The sequence below is a fragment of the Aggregatilinea sp. genome (assembly GCF_036822615.1).
Lineage (GTDB): Bacteria > Chloroflexota > Anaerolineae > Aggregatilineales > Aggregatilineaceae > Aggregatilinea.
In genome coordinates this window covers 36,764-53,782 of record NZ_DAISHJ010000007.1, presented here as the reverse complement: position 1 = coordinate 53,782, position 17,019 = coordinate 36,764, and the positions used below count along the sequence as shown (strand labels likewise).

14 protein-coding genes and 1 riboswitch are annotated in these 17,019 nt (G+C 62.9%); of the genes, 4 read left to right on the top strand and 10 right to left on the bottom strand.

The window, feature by feature from the left end; all coding sequences use genetic code 11:
• Together V7116_RS04150 and V7116_RS04145 are read right to left on the bottom strand one after the other, a co-directional pair.
• A partial coding sequence (locus V7116_RS04150) for an SDR family NAD(P)-dependent oxidoreductase (protein ID WP_324390620.1) occupies positions 1-659 on the bottom strand: 659 nt, incomplete at its 3' end.
• Positions 660-745: 86 nt separating this feature from the next.
• Positions 746-1,813 (bottom strand): class I fructose-bisphosphate aldolase, encoded by a 1,068-nt coding sequence (locus V7116_RS04145; RefSeq protein WP_324390619.1) that lies wholly within the window; start codon positions 1,811-1,813, stop codon positions 746-748.
• Between the two features lie 198 nt (positions 1,814-2,011).
• Between V7116_RS04145 and V7116_RS04140 the strand changes: the two genes are divergently transcribed.
• Positions 2,012-2,461, top strand: a complete 450-nt coding sequence (locus tag V7116_RS04140) for a GIY-YIG nuclease family protein (protein ID WP_324390618.1) — start codon at positions 2,012-2,014, stop codon at positions 2,459-2,461.
• A gap of 40 nt (positions 2,462-2,501) precedes the next feature.
• On the opposite strand, the gene asd is transcribed toward V7116_RS04140, so the two are convergent.
• A complete protein-coding gene (gene asd / locus V7116_RS04135) occupies positions 2,502-3,566 on the bottom strand; it encodes an aspartate-semialdehyde dehydrogenase (RefSeq protein WP_324390617.1) in 1,065 nt (354 codons plus the stop codon).
• A gap of 307 nt (positions 3,567-3,873) precedes the next feature.
• Positions 3,874-3,976, top strand: a riboswitch (SAM riboswitch).
• Positions 3,977-4,103: 127 nt separating this feature from the next.
• On the opposite strand from asd, the gene V7116_RS04130 reads away from it, so the two are divergent.
• Together V7116_RS04130 and metX are read left to right on the top strand one after the other, a co-directional pair.
• A complete protein-coding gene (locus tag V7116_RS04130) occupies positions 4,104-5,432 on the top strand; it encodes an O-acetylhomoserine aminocarboxypropyltransferase/cysteine synthase family protein (RefSeq protein ID WP_324390616.1) in 1,329 nt (442 codons plus the stop codon).
• Between the two features lie 82 nt (positions 5,433-5,514).
• Positions 5,515-6,735, top strand: a complete 1,221-nt coding sequence (metX, locus tag V7116_RS04125; protein WP_324390615.1) for a homoserine O-acetyltransferase MetX — start codon at positions 5,515-5,517, stop codon at positions 6,733-6,735.
• Positions 6,736-6,872: 137 nt separating this feature from the next.
• Here the strand turns inward: metX and V7116_RS04120 are convergent, their stop codons facing one another.
• The 4 genes from V7116_RS04120 to V7116_RS04105 all read right to left on the bottom strand — a co-directional run bounded on the left by V7116_RS04120 (position 6,873) and on the right by V7116_RS04105 (position 12,433).
• Positions 6,873-8,327, bottom strand: a complete 1,455-nt coding sequence (locus V7116_RS04120) for an aspartate kinase, monofunctional class (protein ID WP_324390614.1) — start codon at positions 8,325-8,327, stop codon at positions 6,873-6,875.
• A 120-nt stretch (positions 8,328-8,447) separates the two neighbouring features.
• Positions 8,448-9,467: a phosphotransferase gene (locus tag V7116_RS04115; RefSeq protein WP_324390613.1), complete on the bottom strand. Its 1,020-nt coding sequence runs from the start codon at positions 9,465-9,467 to the stop codon at positions 8,448-8,450.
• A 20-nt stretch (positions 9,468-9,487) separates the two neighbouring features.
• Entirely contained in the window at positions 9,488-10,570 is a 1,083-nt protein-coding gene (locus V7116_RS04110) for a hypothetical protein (protein ID WP_324390669.1), read from the bottom strand.
• A gap of 303 nt (positions 10,571-10,873) precedes the next feature.
• Complete coding sequence (locus V7116_RS04105; RefSeq protein ID WP_324390612.1) at positions 10,874-12,433, bottom strand: hypothetical protein; 1,560 nt, start codon at positions 12,431-12,433, stop codon at positions 10,874-10,876.
• Positions 12,434-12,683: 250 nt separating this feature from the next.
• Here V7116_RS04105 and V7116_RS04100 point away from each other — a divergent pair, with 250 nt between their 5' ends.
• Entirely contained in the window at positions 12,684-13,379 is a 696-nt protein-coding gene (locus tag V7116_RS04100; RefSeq protein WP_324390611.1) for a response regulator transcription factor, read from the top strand.
• Here V7116_RS04100 and V7116_RS04095 read toward each other — a convergent pair.
• From V7116_RS04095 to V7116_RS04085, 3 genes are read right to left on the bottom strand one after another with little or no spacing between them, the layout of a single operon-like run.
• Positions 13,366-14,142: a C39 family peptidase gene (locus V7116_RS04095; protein WP_324390610.1), complete on the bottom strand. Its 777-nt coding sequence runs from the start codon at positions 14,140-14,142 to the stop codon at positions 13,366-13,368. The two genes, V7116_RS04100 and V7116_RS04095, sit on opposite strands and share 14 nt — an antisense overlap.
• Positions 14,143-15,330 (bottom strand): D-alanine--D-alanine ligase family protein, encoded by a 1,188-nt coding sequence (locus V7116_RS04090; protein ID WP_324390609.1) that lies wholly within the window; start codon positions 15,328-15,330, stop codon positions 14,143-14,145.
• Positions 15,331-15,378: 48 nt separating this feature from the next.
• Complete coding sequence (locus V7116_RS04085; protein WP_324390608.1) at positions 15,379-17,016, bottom strand: UDP-N-acetylmuramoyl-tripeptide--D-alanyl-D-alanine ligase; 1,638 nt, start codon at positions 17,014-17,016, stop codon at positions 15,379-15,381.
• Between the last annotated feature and the right edge of the window lie 3 nt (positions 17,017-17,019).

The window sequence follows — 17,019 nt, the reverse complement described above, 5'->3', positions numbered from 1 at the left end:
ACGCTCGCCACCTCGCCCGGCAGCCCGGTGCGGCCCTGGGGCACGCGCGTTGGATCGACCGGTTCCTCGCCGGGGGCGATGTTGGCTGGACACACCGCGTTCACACGGACATTCTTCGCGGCCAGATCGCGCGCTGCCTCGCGCGTGAAGCCGATCAACGCGGCCTTGCTGGTGACGTACGGCGCGCTGTCAGGGCGCGGCAGCGCATAGCCTGCCGTGCTCGCCACGTTGACGATCACGCCGCCGCCCTCGTCCGCCATGACGCGCCCGGCCAGCTGCGTGCAAAAGAATGCCGCGTTCAGGTTTACTTCCAGCACGCGCCGCCAGTCGTATTCGTCCACGGTCAGCAGCGAGGCACGCTTTTCGACGCCCGCTGCATTCACCAGAATGTGCAGCCCGCCGAACTCGTCGCGCAGGTGCTCGATCGTTGTCGCCACCTGGAAGCGGTTCGAGATATCCGCCGACCGGCCTGCGGCGCGCCCACCTGCCGCCCGAATCGCGTCTATGACCGCATCGGTGCGCGCGGGGTTGATGTCGTTCACGTAGACGGCTGCGCCCGCGCGTGCCAGCGCCAGCGCGACCGCCTCCCCCACGCCTTCGCCCGCGCCGGTCACCAGGGCCACCCGCCCTTCCAGATTCACCGAAAACTCGCCTGCCACACTCACCGTCCCTTTAAACGAGCAGAGGCAGCGTTGCGGCTGCCCCTGCGCCAGAATTCAGATAAAACAACCCGAGCGCGGCGCGCTTAGGCGATGGTCACGTCCGGGCTGAGGTACACATCCTGGATCGCGTTCAGGATCTCAACGCCTTCGCTCATCGGACGCTGGAACGCCTTACGACCGCTGATCAGGCCCATACCGCCCGCGCGCTTGTTGATGACCGCAGTGCGGACCGCCTGCGCGAGGTCGTCCTTGCCCGAAGGCCCACCGCTGTTGATCAGGCCAACGCGGCCCATGTAGGCGTTGGCGACCTGGAAGCGGGTCATGTCGATCGGGTGATCGGAGCTGAGTTCGGTGTACATCTTCTCGTTGTACTTGCCGAACTTCAGGTCCTTGAAGCCGCCCTTGTTGGTCTCGGGCAGTTTCTGCTTCACGATGTCAGCTTCGATGGTCGCGCCGAGGTGGATCGCCTGGCTGCTGAGGTCGGTCGCGGTGTGGTAATCCGTGCCGTCCTTCTTGAAGTTGTCGTTACGGGTGTAGCACCACAGGATGGTCGCCATGCCGAGGTCGTGCGCCACCTTGAAGGCTTCGCTGACTTCGGTGATCTGGCGGCTGGACTCCGGCGAACCGAAGTAGATCGTCGCGCCAACGGCCACCGCGCCCATATCGTAGGCCTGCTTGATGTTGGCGAAGAAGACCTGATCGTACTTGTTCGGGTAGGTCAGCAGTTCGTTGTGGTTGAACTTGAGCACAAACGGGATCTTGTGCGCGTACTTGCGCGCAACGATGCCGAGCACGCCCAGGGTCGACGCAACGGCGTTGCAGCCGCCTTCGATCGCCAGCTTGACGATGTTTTCGGCGTCGAAGTAGATGGGATTCGGAGCAAACGACGCGCCCGCCGTGTGCTCGATGCCCTGGTCCACGGGCAGGATCGACAAGTAGCCGGTCCCGGCCAGACGGCCATGATCGAACAACTGCTGGAGGCTGCGCAGAACCGCGACGGAACGATCCGACGGGCCAAAGACGTCATCGACGAAGGTGGGGCTGGGGACGTGGATCATGTCCTTCGAGATGGTGGTGCAGGTGTGGCCGAGCAGGTACTCAGCGTCCGCGCCGAGCAGCTCCTCGATCTTATTGACTGCGAGTGTTGCCATGGGAAAACTCTCTTTCGTGTCTAAATCGAAGCCAAAGTTTATGCGCAAATCTTTCACCTGGAATGATCGCGCATAGCTGCGACGAGAGCCATGGTCGTTTATCACCAATCGGTGAGACAACCAGCACGTACCGCGTTATGATCGTGATCATACCACGCGCGCCGCGTGTCGCAACCTGTCTCTGCGAAACGATTAACCGTGATCCATCACTCGTTTGACCTGCCGCGCCAGCCGGGAACGTACGTTCTATTCATGCGGCTGGAAACATCGATCAAACTGTCCATCCGCACGCTGGGAGCCTCCACCCTCGCGCCCGGTTGGGTCGCCTACGTGGGCAGCGCGCACGGCCCCGGCGGACTGCATGCACGGGTCAACCGCCACCTGCACCCCGACAAGCCGCAGCACTGGCACATCGACGCGCTGACGAGCGCGATTCCGGTGCGCAGCCTGTGGTGGCGCACCAGCCCTGAACGGCTCGAATGCACGTGGGCGGAGACGATCCGCGCCTTTCCCGGCAGCGGCGTGCCGGTTCCGCGGTTTGGCGCCTCCGACTGTCACTGCCCCGCGCACCTGTTTTCGGTCAGGCTCGACACCCTGCCGGACCTGTGGCGCAGATTAGACAGCCCGGCGTGGGTTGATCTGCTCTGAGACGCCCTGTACGGCATAGCCCATATCCTTCGAGATCTGCCTATTCCAGATAGCCGGTCTCCGCCAGCAGCTCGGCGTTCAAAATCGAGCAACCTGCCGCGCCGCGAATGGTGTTGTGGGCAATGGCGAGGAACTTCCAGCCGCCGATCACCGGATCGGGGCGCAGGCGGCCCACCACGGTCGCCATGCCGCCGCCCGTGTCGCGGTCCCGGCGCGGCTGGGGACGATCCTGCTCGGAGCGCACCACTACCGGCTGTTCCGGCGCGGTCGGCAGACCGGGAACCGGATCGGGCCCACGGAACGACTGCCACGCCTCCAGGATCTGCGCCTCGGTCACGTCCTCCACGAAGCGCACCGACACCGCCACGAGGTGCCCATCAATCACCGGGACGCGCGTGCAGGTCGCGCTCATCACGCAGTCCAGCCATTGAATCTGCTCGCCGTCGAGCGCGCCAAGCATCTTACGCGGCTCCGTCTCGACCTTACCCTCTTCGCCGCCAATGTAGGGGACGACGTTCTCGGTGATGTCCAAAGCGGAAACGCCGGGATAGCCCGCGCCGCTGATCGCCTGCATACTGACGACTTGCGCGGCTTCGATCCCAAACTGGCGCAGCGGCGCGAACGCCATCACGACCGGGGCCGTCGTACAGTTCGAGTTGGTCGCCACACCGCCCGTGCTCCAGCCGTACTTGCGGCGCTGCACGCCGATCAGCGCGGCGTGCTCGGCGTTGGCTTCGGGCAACAGGATCGGCACGTCTTCCTGCATCCGATAGGCGCTGGCGTTGGAGCAAATCATGTGACCCTGCTCCGCCAGCCGCCATTCGACGGTCTTGGCGATGTCGCTGGGCAGCGCCGAAAACACAATGGGCGACTGCACATCCGCATCCAGCGGAAGCACCTCGCAGTCCGCGATGTGGGAGGGCGGATTGCCGGACAGCACCCAGCGAGTCGCCTGGCCGTACCGCTGCCCCGCGCTGCGCTCGCTTGCAATCAGCTCAGTCACGCGGAACCAGGGATGCCCTTCAAGCAGTTGAATGAAGCGCTGGCCGACCGCGCCGGTTGCTCCCAGCACGGCAACGTTGATCTGTTTCTGCCTGCTTGCCATAGGTTCACCTCTGATCACGGGATGCTTTCACAGTGGCACAACGTTACCATACTCACCACCCGCCGACCATCGGCGCTTTCCGCCAAATAGACTCCGGCCCCATCACAGGGGATATCAAATCCGGCCTGAAGGCGCGGCGGTTTTCGGTAAAATGCCCACTTTGCGATCAATTTAGCCCGTTTTGGAACGACTTTTCACCTCATAATGTCCCCGAACCATTTTTGGATGAATTTTTCAGAACCCTGTTGACAAATCTTTTAGGCCATGATAATCTGTCTCCCAGTTACCAATTGAATAGCAGCATACCCTTTTATCCAGAGCGGTGGAGGGACCGGCCCTTTGAAACCGCGGCAACCATTCGGATTCCGAAAGTGGTGCCAATTCCGGCAGAATCTTCTGGAAGATGAGAGGGGACTGGCAGATATCGCTATGTTCAAGTCCTTCTCTCTCCGGGGAAGGACTTTTTTGTTGTTTCCTCGGGGAAATGGGGTTCACCGCTGCTAATCGACCCATCAACCGCCCTAAGGAGGCACGAACATGTCAGGCACTAATGGTCACACCGAACACACCCTGAAGTTCAACAGCAAGGCTCTGCACGCGGGTTACTCCCCAGACCCGACCACAGGCGCCCGCGCCGTCCCGATTTACCAAACCACATCGTACCAATTCCGCGACACGGATCACGCGGCGGCGCTGTTCGCGCTGCAAGAACCGGGCAACATCTACACCCGCATCATGAACCCGACCAACGCCGTGTTCGAGGAACGCATTGCGGCGCTGGAAGGCGGCATCGGGGCGCTGGCGACGGCGTCGGGCCAGTTCGCGGAAACGCTGACCGTGCTCACCCTGGCGAACAGCGGCGACGAAGTGATCGCAACCAGCGCACTGTACGGTGGCACGTACACCCTGCTGGCGTATACGCTCAAGCGCGCGGGTATCACGACGCACTTCGTGGAGGAAAACACCCCCGAAGCATTCGAGCGGCTGATCAACGATAAGACCAAGCTGATTTACCTGGAAACGATCGGCAACCCGAAGCTGCAAATCCCCGACTTCGAGGGCATCACGGCGGTCGCGCACGCACACGGCATCCCGGTGGTGGTCGATAACACCTTCGCCACGCCGTACCTGTGCCGCCCGTTCGAGCATGGCGTGGATATCGTGGTGCACTCGACGACCAAGTGGATCGGTGGGCACGGCCTGAGCATCGGCGGCGTGATCGTGGACAGCGGCAAGTTCGACTGGAAGGCCAGCGGACGCCACGACGGCATCGTGGAACCGGAACCGGCCTATCACGGTGCGGTGCTGGCTGACGTGCTTGGCCCGGCGGCCTTTATCGGGCGGGCGCGCGTGGTCGGCCTGCGCGACTTGGGCGGCAGCCAGGCCCCGTTTAACAGCTTCCTGAACATCATCGGGCTGGAAACACTCGCCTTGCGCGTGCAGCGTCACGTCGAAAATGCGCAAGCCGTCGCGGAATACCTGGAACGGCATCCGGCGGTGTCGTGGGTCAACTACCCCGGCCTGCCCAGCCACGAAAGCTACGAGCGCGCCAAGAAATATCTGCCCAAGGGCGCAGGCGCAGTGCTCGGCTTTGGCATCAAGGGCGGGCGTGAAGGTGGACGCAAGTTCATCGACAGCCTCAAGCTGTTCTCGCATCTGGCGAATGTGGGCGACACCCGCTCGCTGGCGATCCACCCCGCGACTACCACGCACCAACAGCTCAGCCCCGAGGAACAGGTCGCGTCTGGCGTGACCGACGACTACGTGCGGCTGGCGGTCGGCATTGAGGACATCAACGACATCCTGTGGGACCTGGATCAGGCGCTCACGGTGGCGCAAGGCGTCAAGCCGGTCGCAGTTCCGTAAACCATTCCAAGAGTCTATTCTCCCGGGGGCGTGCGCACGCCCCCGGCGAGCTTTGAACCCGGTAAAGGCAGCAGCACCAATCATGGTCATGACAACTGACTCGACTACCACGCGCAAGACGATCAGCCACCCCAGGCCGCAGCCGACTTACCGGCGCTCGCGGCCCGGTTCCGTGGGGATCGTCAAGCGCCAATACGCCCAGTTCGATACGCCGCTGCACCTGCGCAGCGGCGAAACACTTGAAGGCTTCACGCTCGCTTACGAGACGTACGGCACGCTCAACGCCAGCCACAGCAACGCGATCCTGATTTGCCATGCGCTGTCCGGTGACGCACATGTCGCGGGCTATCACACGTCGCAGGCCAGCGAAAAGCCGGGCTGGTGGGATGAGGCGGTGGGCCCCGGTAAGATGTTCGACACCAACCGCTTCTTCGTGATCTGCTCGAACGTGATCGGCGGCTGCCAGGGCAGCACCGGGCCGTCGTCCACTGCGCCGGACGGCAAACCCTACGCCCTGCGCTTCCCGCACGTCACTGTGCCGGATATGGTCGAGGCGCAGCGGCATTTGCTGGATCATCTGGGCATCGAAAAGCTGTTCGCGACGGGCGGCGGCAGCATGGGCGGCATGCAGGCGCTGCAATGGGCGGTGGCATACCCGGAGCGCGTCGGTGCGGTGCTGTTCATGGCGAGTACCCCGCGATCCTCGGCGCAGCACATCGCGTTCAACGAGTCGGGCAGACAGGCCATTTACGCGGACGCGAACTGGAACCACGGCGATTATTATGGTGGCCCCGCCCCGGCAGGCGGCCTGAGCGTCGCGCGCATGTTGGCGCACATTACCTATATGAGCGAAGCGTCCCTGGAGCAGAAATTCGGACGGCGGCTGCAAAGCGCGGACGAGATCCCATACACGTTCGATACGCCCGAATTCGCCGTCGAGAGCTATTTGGAGCACCAGGGCGAGCAGTTCGTCAACCGTTTCGACGCCAACAGCTACCTCTACATCACCAAGGCCATCGACTATTTCGACATCGCCGCCGATTACGGCTCGCTGCGCGCCGCATTGGAGCGCGTCAAAGCAAAGTTCCAGGTGATCACATTTTCGAGCGACTGGCTCTACCCCGCGCACCAATCGCAGGAGTTGGTGCAAACGCTAACGGCCCTCGGTCGCAGCGTGGAGTACCATCACGTGCACGCGCCGTTCGGCCACGACTCGTTTTTGGTCGAAGTCGAAAAGATGTCCGATCTGGTCGGGACTTACCTCGACCGGCTGTGGCAGGATCACAAAGCGGCGACCCGGTAGCGGTCGCCGCTTTTCTTTTCTCAAACCCCAATTTCTACCCGAACGCTATAGGTAAATATCCCCCAACACTTCACTCCGCAAAAAAGGGCGATGCAAGCACCGCCCTACGAAACGCCCTCAACTCTGAACGTGACGAGCTAGGACACCGCGCTCTTGAGCGCTTCGGGCGCGTGACCGTTGCTGATGCCATTGAGCACCACGAGGCGGTGAATGCTCTGCACCGCTTTTTCCGTGTCCGCCGCGCGCACCACGATCGACAGGCTGTAGTCGCTCGCGCCGTGCGCAATCGCCAGGACGTTGACGCTCGCCTCTTTGAGCGCCCCGAAGACGCGCGCGGCCACGCCGGGCGTCGCACGCATTCCCGCTCCCACGACTGTCACGATTTCGACATCATCGTCGGCCCAGGTGCGCTGAATATCCTGGCGGCCATATTCGTGCGCCAGCTCGTCCTGGATCGACTCAACGACAGCGCCGCTCTTGTTTTCCGGCACGATAAAACAGATGCTTTGCTCACTGGATGACTGCGAGATCATCAATACGTTGGCGTTCTGCTTGGCAACCGCCGCAAACGTACGGGCGGCAATACCCGGCACGCCTACCATGCCACGCCCGGCGACGGTGATCATGCTCACGTCGCGGATGGCGGTCACGGCTTTGACCGTACTGGGCGTGATGTGCTCCTCGTGCGTGAGCAGCGTGCCATCGAAGGCCGCGTTGAACGTGTTCTTGACGCGGATCGGGATGTTACGGTCCACGAGCGGCTGCACCGTCTTGGGATGCAGCACCTTCGCGCCGAAATACGCCATCTCGGCAACTTCGCCGTAGGACAGCACAGGCAGCACCTGCGCATCGGGCGCGACGCGCGGATCGGTCGTCATGACGCCGTCCACATCGGTCCAGATCCACACCTCGTCGCTGTCCACGTATGCCCCCAGGATAGCGGCGCTATAGTCGCTGCCACCGCGCCCCAACGTCGTGATCACGCCGTCACGGGTCGCGCCCAGGAAACCAGTCACCACCGGCACGATGCGCTGCGCCAGCACCGGCGCCAACTCGCGGCGCACGCGGCGCTCCGTTTCCTCAAACAACACGCCCGCGTTCTGGAACTGGCTGTCGGTCACGATGAGATAGCTCGCGCTGATGGTCGTGCTCGATACGCCAAGATGGCGCAGCGCTGCCGAGATGATCGGCATCGACATGCGCTCGCCCAGCGACGTCACCTTGTCCATCACGCGGGCCGACGCCTCGCGCAGCACGTAGATCCCATAACATAAGGTCTCAAACTCGTCGATCAGCGAATCGACCTCGTCACGGATCGAGATGCGCTCCACATCCGAGGGCAAAAGCTGCCGGATGGCGTTGGAGTGCTTCTCACGCAGTTGGGTCGCAATCGCCTGATAGCGGGTCGGGTTGCCCGCCGCGGCAGTATTGGCCCCCTCCGTGAGCAGATTCGTGACGCCGCTCATAGCCGAGCAGACCACCAGCACCTCGTGCTGTTGATCGACCGCATCCTTCACAATTTCCGCCACCTGGGCGATGGCCTCCGGGCTGCCCACGGAGGTTCCACCAAACTTCATTGTAATCCGCGCCATTGTATCCTCCTGCGGGCCAGCAACAGGCTCGCGGTCTGTGCCAGATTCATCGCGTTCATCACAAGCGGGCGTCACGACCTGCGGCCATGACCGCGCGCAAAATAAAAAGCGAGCGCCGGGTTACCCTTCGGCGCGCGCCTGTGCATCCAAAAATTCGAGCAGCCATCCAGGGACCGCATCAGCATCTTCTTGGCGATCCTCTGCGCTCAACACGGACAGGACGCGGTGCCAAGTCAGTGCCCGTGCAGGCATGGCAAGACGAGTTGCCAGACTACATGCCCGCACCAGATCGTCGTGCGGCGCGTAGCGCGTCCACGGTTCCAGGTAGGCATCCCGCAAACGATCCAGTTCGGGCGCATCGTCGGCCAGATCCAGCCGGTACGCGATGCTGCGGAGCGTCACCAACAGGCTGAAGAACGGGTGCGCCACACCGCTTTCGCCCCAATCGAAAAAAACGTAGTGCCCATCGGACGCAAAAATATTGGCGTCGTGGAAGTCTTCGTGGTGTAGTGTTTCGGGCAGGCCAAACGAAGCCAGCTCCGCGCACAGTTCCGCATAGTGCGGCATCAGGTCGCGCAGGGTTTGCAACTGGTCGGGCGTCAGGCCGTCGGGCTCGCCAATGCACAGCATGGGCGTGTCTTCCAGCAGCCGCTCGACCTGTCCCGGCAGTTCCGACAGCCGCCGGTCCAGCGCTCCCAGCGCCAACAGTTCGGGCACGCGCGAGGCCATCTCGATCTGAAGATCGGCATACAGCGGCAGCAGCGCGTACCAGTGACTCAGATCCGCGACGGATTTGACCTGGCTGCGCAGCGTCGCGCCTGCGTCGGACATCAGCATCCAGCCGTGCGCCGTATCCGACGCCAGCACGTCCGGCATACAGTCGGGACGCCAGCGAGCGAGCGCCACGGTCACCGCCGGTTCGTGACTCAAAACCGGCGCTGTCGCCTTAAAATAGACCGGCCCAAGCGTCGTGGGCACGCGCAGCACGGTCGACCAGGGACGGATATGCGGCTGCTCGATGGGGCCGGTGGGCAGCAACCCGACCTCGCCCAACCGGGCCATGATCCACGCGGTGACGTCTTCCATCCACCCCGGCTGCGACCAGGGAACAGCAGCTTGCTGTGACAGTGTTTCGTCCATATGAGGCATCGATCCTCGTCTCAGCGCTGCGCCGCGGTGCGTGCCAACTGCAAACAGTCCCGCAAGAGAGCCGCGGCGGCATTTTCCCGTCCAATGCCCGGCCCGGAAATTGTCAGGGGCCGGTCGTGATATAACTGGGTCCAGAACGTGACCTGATTCAGCCGCCCGCGTAACTGCGCCGCCAGCCGCTCCCCGACCATCCGCAGGGAGACCAGCCCGCCTTCCGGCCCAATCTCGGCCAGATAGCGCGGCACGCCCGCCAGCGCACCGATATACGCCGCAAAGTCCGAGTCGAGCCGGGGCAGCGCAGACATAAAGTCTTCCACGCTCATCTCCGCCATGGCGGACGGGTACAGCGGATCGACCGTCAGATTCCCCAACTCCAGCGACCAGCCCGCCGTGCGTCCCAAAATGAGCATCTTGCGCGCGACGTCCACGCCGCTGAGATCTTCGCGCGGGTCCGGCTCGGTGTAGCCGCGCGCTTTCGCCGCACCCACAATCACCGAAAACGCCTCGCCATCTTCCAGGCGGCTGCACAGGTAACCGAGCGTGCCGCTCAGCGCGCCTTCAATGCGCTCCACCCGGTCGCCCGTATCGACCATCGCGCGCAGCGTCGCCAGCACGGGCAGGCCACCGCCGACCGTCGCTTCAAACTGCGCACGCGGGTGCTCGAAGAAAATCCGCGAGTCTTCCCACGCGCCGGCCAACGGGCGCTTGTTCGCCAACACGACCCCATAGCCGATCTCAAGCGCGTGTCGCAGCGCGGGTTCCATCCCGGCGGCGGCGGTCGCATCGACTACGATCGCCTCCTCGACGCCCTGCCCCGCCGCGTAGGCCACCAGCTCGCGCGCGTACATCGCCTCCAACGCGCCGGGCTGCTCGCCCAGATGCACCCTGGCCGCCTTCTGTGCCAGCAGCACCTTCAGATCGTGATCGCTCACCCCGTTGGCATCGAACAGCACCCCGCTGGAATCCGCCAGCGCCACCGGGCACAGGTCCACCGCGTAACGTGCCTGCAAATGTCCGCGCACATGCAGCAGTTGGGCAAGAAATGCGCTGCCGACCTGCCCGACGCCCAGAACGATCAATGGAACTCGCCGCATTTCAGCCACCGACTGCCCCTTTCATACCCGGCCCGACAAACAAAAAAGCGTGGGGCCGGTTTGCTCCACGCTTTCGGTAGTCTGGGGTGATACTGTTCGTTCTACCCTTCGGCCCGAAGCAACCGGCAGTGATCGGTTACCATCATGGTACCGGTGCCGGTAGTCATCATCGTGCACATCAAGTGACGGGTAGTCATGTTAATGCCTCACAGGGCCGATGCTGTTCAAAGCGTAACATGGCGGCCCCCATTCGTCAACAAAATGAAGGGCGTCCGCCGGGTTTTCGTCAAAGCTGACAAACGCTCACTCTTTGGCTGCCACGCGGAAGCGCAGCGGCAGGCCCAACATCAGGCGCGTCTGGGCGTGGATAACCGGCAGCGCGAGACATAACATCGACATGACGGTAAGCAGCGGCACGCTCGCCAGCTCGACCAGCCGCTCGCGCCACGTCCACGGCGCCGAACGCGGCGGACGAATAAGCAGATCCATCGCCCAAAAAACGACGGTCAGCACCGTGACCACCGCCAGCGAGACCTGAAGCAAAATAAAAGGCATCGACCTGAGATTGGCCTGGATCACCGCCGGGTGAAACAGGAGTGGAATCTGCGCGCCGAGAACCATGATCACCCAGCCGACGCCGGAGAGCAGGTTATCGTGGGCGACGCGGAACACGAGGCGCAGCCCCGTGGCAGCAGAAACGTCCGTGTGCTCGATCGACTGGCTGAGCGCATAGCCGATCTCCTTCGCGCCCCAGGCGTGGCGGAGCGTTTGCAAATAGCGTTCCTTGATCGCCTGCCAGAGCGTGTCGCCGGTGGTGGCACTGGCATAAAACGGCAGGAACACGGGTTGGAGGCGCACATCGCCGCGACGCTGGAAAAACGTCTTGATGTACATGTGCCATTCATCCGCGATGACGGCGGTGTCCCAATAGCCGGTTTTGGACAGCAGGCGCAGACTCATCGAATAGGACGACATCGGCAGCGCCTGCCACCAGGGCGCGGAGAGATAGGCCAGTTCCCACGCGGACGAGTAGGCGTGCACTAGCCGCAGCAACGGGTTGATGCGCCACACGTTCGCATGGTAGCGGATGGGCGCCTGCCAGAAGGTCTTGTGGCGCTGCGGATCGGTGGCAAAAAGGACGGCCAGCGCTTCAAACGTGAGGGGGTGCCAGATCGTGTCGGCGTCCATCGAGGTCACGAGCAGGTGATCGGGCGAATAGCCCATCTCGCCCACCAGCGTGCGCTCGGCGCTGCGCAGCGCCCACGCCTGATTGGCGGACTTGCACTGCATCTCGCCGGAAAGCCCTTTGGGATGCACGACAACCAGAAAATGTGCGAAACACGCCTCGTAGGTCGCCTTGAGCAGCGCGCCTTTTCCGGCAGCGCCCGGTTCCTGGCCTTCCATCGCCAGCACAACGGTCGTCGAGGTGGATGCGCAGAACTGCCGCGAGAGATGATCGAGCGTGCGGCGCAGGGTGGATTCGCTTTCGCCGTAGTTGGGGACGATCACGACATGATGCACAGCATCGAGGGGCAGACTGCCGGGCGCAGCGCGACGCACGTATTCTGCGGTCCAATCCGTGCGTTCCCAGCGGTGGATCAGACGCAGGCCGCGCGCATTAGCGACCGCCGCCAGCAAAAAACGCACGGCGGAATAAAATGCCAGGAGCGCCGAGCCGAGCACGACCGCCATCGGCGCACAATAGGCTCCGACCACCACCAGCACCAACGCGCCCCACGCCAGCGCGCCGGGAATGGCGTCCAACAAGCGTTCGGACGGATGCGCCAGACGCATACCCGTCCAGGCTCGCCGCACGCCCAGCGAAAATACAAAGCGCCGGTTGCCCGACAGTGGGGTTCGCAACAGGCCCCTCCATAAAAAGTCCCCGCCTGTGCATAGGAGCCTGTGGCCGCGCACCCGGGGAGATCAGAATACCGCTATTCGCATGCAATTCAGTGAGGGCCAAGCATAACAGAAGCCTATCCGGGCCGCAATGAAACCCTCCGCCGCCTGCCCTATGGCCGCCTGATAGCGCCCTCTGTTGAAAATGCAAAAATCCTGTAAAATTGTAACGTGATGAGCCACGCACCTCTCAGATGGGATTCAATGCCTTATGTCAACCAAAGTGCTCGTTGTAGAAGACGATGTTGAGATGAACCGGCTCTTGCAGATTGATCTCAAGCGCCACGGGTACGAGGTTTATACCGCGACCAACGGGCTGGACGGCCTGCGCCTGTTCCACGAGGTGCGCCCCAACCTCGTCGTGCTGGATGTTGCCCTGCCCGGCATGGATGGCATGACCGTGTGCCAACGTATCCGCGAACTTTCCAATGTGCCGATCCTGATCATGACCGCGCACGCCGTCACCGAAGAGGAGATGGCCGAGGGGCTGAACCTGGGCGCGGATGAATACCTGATCAAGCCGCTGCGCAATTTGGAGTTTCACGCACGCATCAACGCCCTGATGCGCCGCGCGCAGCTTTCCGACGAAGGCGCACAGGGCAGTATCAACTATTCGGACGATTACCTCGTGGTGGATGTGGATGCGCGCCGCGTGGGGGTCAACGGCAGCGAGATTCGCCTGACGCCCACCGAGTTCAAACTGCTGGCGACGTTCATCCGTCACAAGGGCCAGGTGCTCACCTTTCAACAGCTTCTGGAACAGGTGTGGGGATACGAGTACAACACGGAACACCACTACCCGCGCATTTACGTCTCGCACCTGCGGCGCAAGATCGAACCGGACGCCAAAAATCCGACCTACATCCAGAACGAATACGGCGTCGGCTACCGCTTCACGGGGAAGTAGACTCTTTCGCGCGCCGGAAGGCGATCAGGCGGTGCGCAAAGCTCCGGTTAAAGCGCGCCGCCGGAATCCGCGCCCCGGCCTGCAGCTCAGAATAGCGCCCGGACGGATTGTGCAGGATATACGCCGCCGGGCGTCCACGCTGCCACACGAAGCCCGTCACCAGCACCAGATGCCCGCCGTAGCGCCCCGGCTGCGGATCGCGCTCGCCCAGTTCGGGCGTGACCGAAGCCGCCACGAGCGCACCCTCACGGATCGCGCGGCAGATCGACAGCGGCGAAGCGTAGCCCTGCCCCGCCGCCTGCAAGCCATATTCAGCCGCCAGCGCCATCTGCGCGCCCATCGTCCACCCCTGATCGACCCACCGCCCTTCGGCGTCACGCACGGTATAACCGCCGTGCGACAAACCGCGCTGTACCAGTTCCCACAGCGACGGCTGGCGGGCGGGATAATAGGCTTCGACGGCCATTTTGATGCACGCCAGCGCACAGACGCGATGCGCCCAGAACGCATACTCCGCCGGATCGTCCGCGCCAAACTCACGCCAGCGCGGATCGTGCGTGCCGTCATACCCCTCGTGGATGTAGGCGTGGATCAGGTTCGGGCTGGCGAACTGGGGATAATAGGGAACACGAACAACGGCGTGCACCTCGCCATCGGATAGATCCGCGAGGGCACGCCGCGCACGGCGATGATCGGGCAGGCTGAGCCAGGGATCGAGCAGCGGATGCAGCCGCGCCTTCATCCCGGCGAGTCTGCGCGCCATTTATTTCTTCATCCCCTTCAGACCGCGCGCCGCCGCGTGTGCGATCAGGCCGGTCTTATAGTTATAGGTCGTCTTGCGCTTTTCGGCGTGGGCCTCGACCGCTAGACGGAGCAGTTCGTCTACTACCTGCGACGCGGGCATCCCAGCTTCCTGCCACAAGTAGAAGGCCATCGATCCCGGAATGGTGTTGATTTCGTTGAGGACGACTTCGCCCGACGCCTCACGCACCAGAAAGTCCACGCGCGCCATGCCACGCCCGTCCACCGCACGGAACGCGTCCTGCGCGATCTGCTTGATGCGCTGCGTCAGCTCGTCGGAAATGGGCGCGGGGATCTTACGTTCGGCACCCTTCATGCCCGCTCCGGCGTCGCCGCGCATGTACTTTTCCTCGTAGGTGAGGAATTCTTGCCAAGTCACCGGCTGCTCCAGCGGCGCAGTCTTGTAATCGTCGTTGCCCATCACGGCGCAGTTGATCTCGATTGCGTCGGTCATCGCTTTTTCGACCAGCAGGCGGCGGTCGAAGTTGGCCGCAACGTTGACGTAAGTGCGCAGTTCATCGACGTTATCAGCCTTCGCCACACCGATGCTCGATCCGAGCGTGGCGGGCTTGACGAACACCGGATAGCCCAGCTCCGCCTCAACGCGTGCCACGAGCTTATCAGCGTCGCGCAGCCAGTCCTGACGCGTGAAACCGATGTGGTCCACGACCGAAAAACCGTAATGGGACATCAGCGCCTTAAAAATAATCTTGTCGCGCGTGACCGCCGACGCCATCACGCCCGCGCCCACATACGGGACGTCGGCCAGCTCAAGCAGGCCCTGAATCGTGCCGTCTTCGCCGTGCGAGCCGTGCAGCACGGGGAACACGACATCGAGGCGCTTCAGCTCGTTGCGCCCTAAACGCCCGCTCAGCGGCGGCACAATCAGGCCGTGATGGGGCGTGCTGGGAGAGATGATCGCCTCTTTCATGCCCATCATCTCGGCAATGTCTTCCGCCTGGAAGGTCTTGAGGGTGCGCAGATCCGGCCCGGTCAGCCAGCGGCCATCACGGGAAATGTAAATCGGCACCACCTCATACTTTTCGGGCCGCATGGCCTGCATCACCTGCTGCGCCGTCACGATAGAGACGTCGTGCTCCACCGAGCGACTACCGAAGATGACCCCAACTGTTTGTTTTGATGCGCTCATGGTCTTTCCGTCCTTACCGGGGTATCAGGATTGCCGCCAACGCCCTGGCTACAGGTACGTGTCCGGCAAATCGTTTAAAAACAGGACCGCATCACCCGGCCCCAGCGACTGCTGGAACCAGGCTATCGCTTCCTCGCGTGTGTCAAAGATATGCAGATGCTCCGTATCGAATCCAGCTTCCAGCACGCCGCGCTGAATCGGTTCCGTTTGCTCGATGCCAACCAGCACAATATCCGTGGCGATGCCCGCCGCATAACGCCCGAGCTTCTGGTTTTCCTGCGCCTGGATGGGCCCCAACTCGACCATGCCAGGCGTAATCAGGACGCGCCGCCCATTTTTATAGAGGGCAAGCACGTCGAGCGCGCTGCGCGCCCCTACCGGATTGGCGCTGTAGGCGTCGTCGATGACGGTCATGCCACCCGGCAACGTACGGCGCTGAAGACGGTGCTCGGGCGAGTCGAGCGTCGCCACGCGCATGGCGATTTCACCCAGGGACATATTCAGGTGCAGCGCGACCGCAGTCGCCAGTAGGATATTGGTGACGTTGTGCTGACCGACCAAGCGCGTGCTGAACGGACGCTGCTCGCCCGTCTGGGTATCGAGCACGTCGAACGCCATGCCGTCCGCCGACTCACGGATGCTGGACGCCTGCACGCGGATGTGCGTCGCGTGGCCCGCGTTCTGCCACGTCGCGCCGATGCGCGTTTCGGGATAGCCACGCTCGTACATGCTGCGCACCAGCGGATCGTCCCAGTTGAACACGCCCACGCCATCCGGCGGCAGCGCCTGGATGATCTCGTATTTGGCGCGCGCCGTCGCTTCGAGGCTGCCGAAGCGCTCCAGGTGCTGAGGGCCGACGGCGGTCACGATGCTGATCTTGGGTCGCGTGAGATCGCAGATCGCTTTGATCTCGCCCTCGACGTATGCGCCCATCTCCACAACAAAATAATCGTACGGCTCGCCTTTAGCCAACTCGTTATTGACCACGATGCAAACGCCCATCAACGTATTGTAGCTCTTGGGCGTAGGCAGCGCGCGGTATCGTCCATTCAAAATGTGCGCCAAAAATTCTTTGGTGCTGGTCTTGCCATAGCTGCCCGTGATGCCGATCACCGTGGGATTGGCACGCTGGAGGGTGCGGCGCGCCCGCTCGCGGAACATGCGGCGCAAACTGGCTTCGACCGGGTACATCAACTGGTTTGCCAGGGGCAGCGCCAGCGCGGACAGGTGGTAAACGATCAGCCCGACGACCGTGACCAGTCCGTAGTCCGCCGCATCGGAGAGCGAGATTGCGCTGAGCGCGATAGCAACCGAGGCCAACAGCACCACCAGCGCCACCACAAACGCCGTCGCCAGCAGCCGGATCGCGCGTTGGGTCAGCGCCAGCTTCTGCTTGACTTCTTTGACCGGCTCCGGCCAAACGGCCAGAATCCCGACGGCGCTCCATATAAGCAGATAGATCCCTTCACGGTCCTGCCCGGTGACGTCGAGCAGCACGGCGGCCAGCGCCGCGACGCTCACGAAGATCAGCGAGCGCCACATGACGGCGCGGTGCAGCTTCGCCACCAACCAGCGCAGATAGCGCGAGGTCATGTATCCTTCAAGCTGGAAAAACCGCGCCAGCCGCCAGACGCGCAGCAGCGTTCCTACCAGCCAGATCGCAACAATGATGAGAATGGAGTCCATACG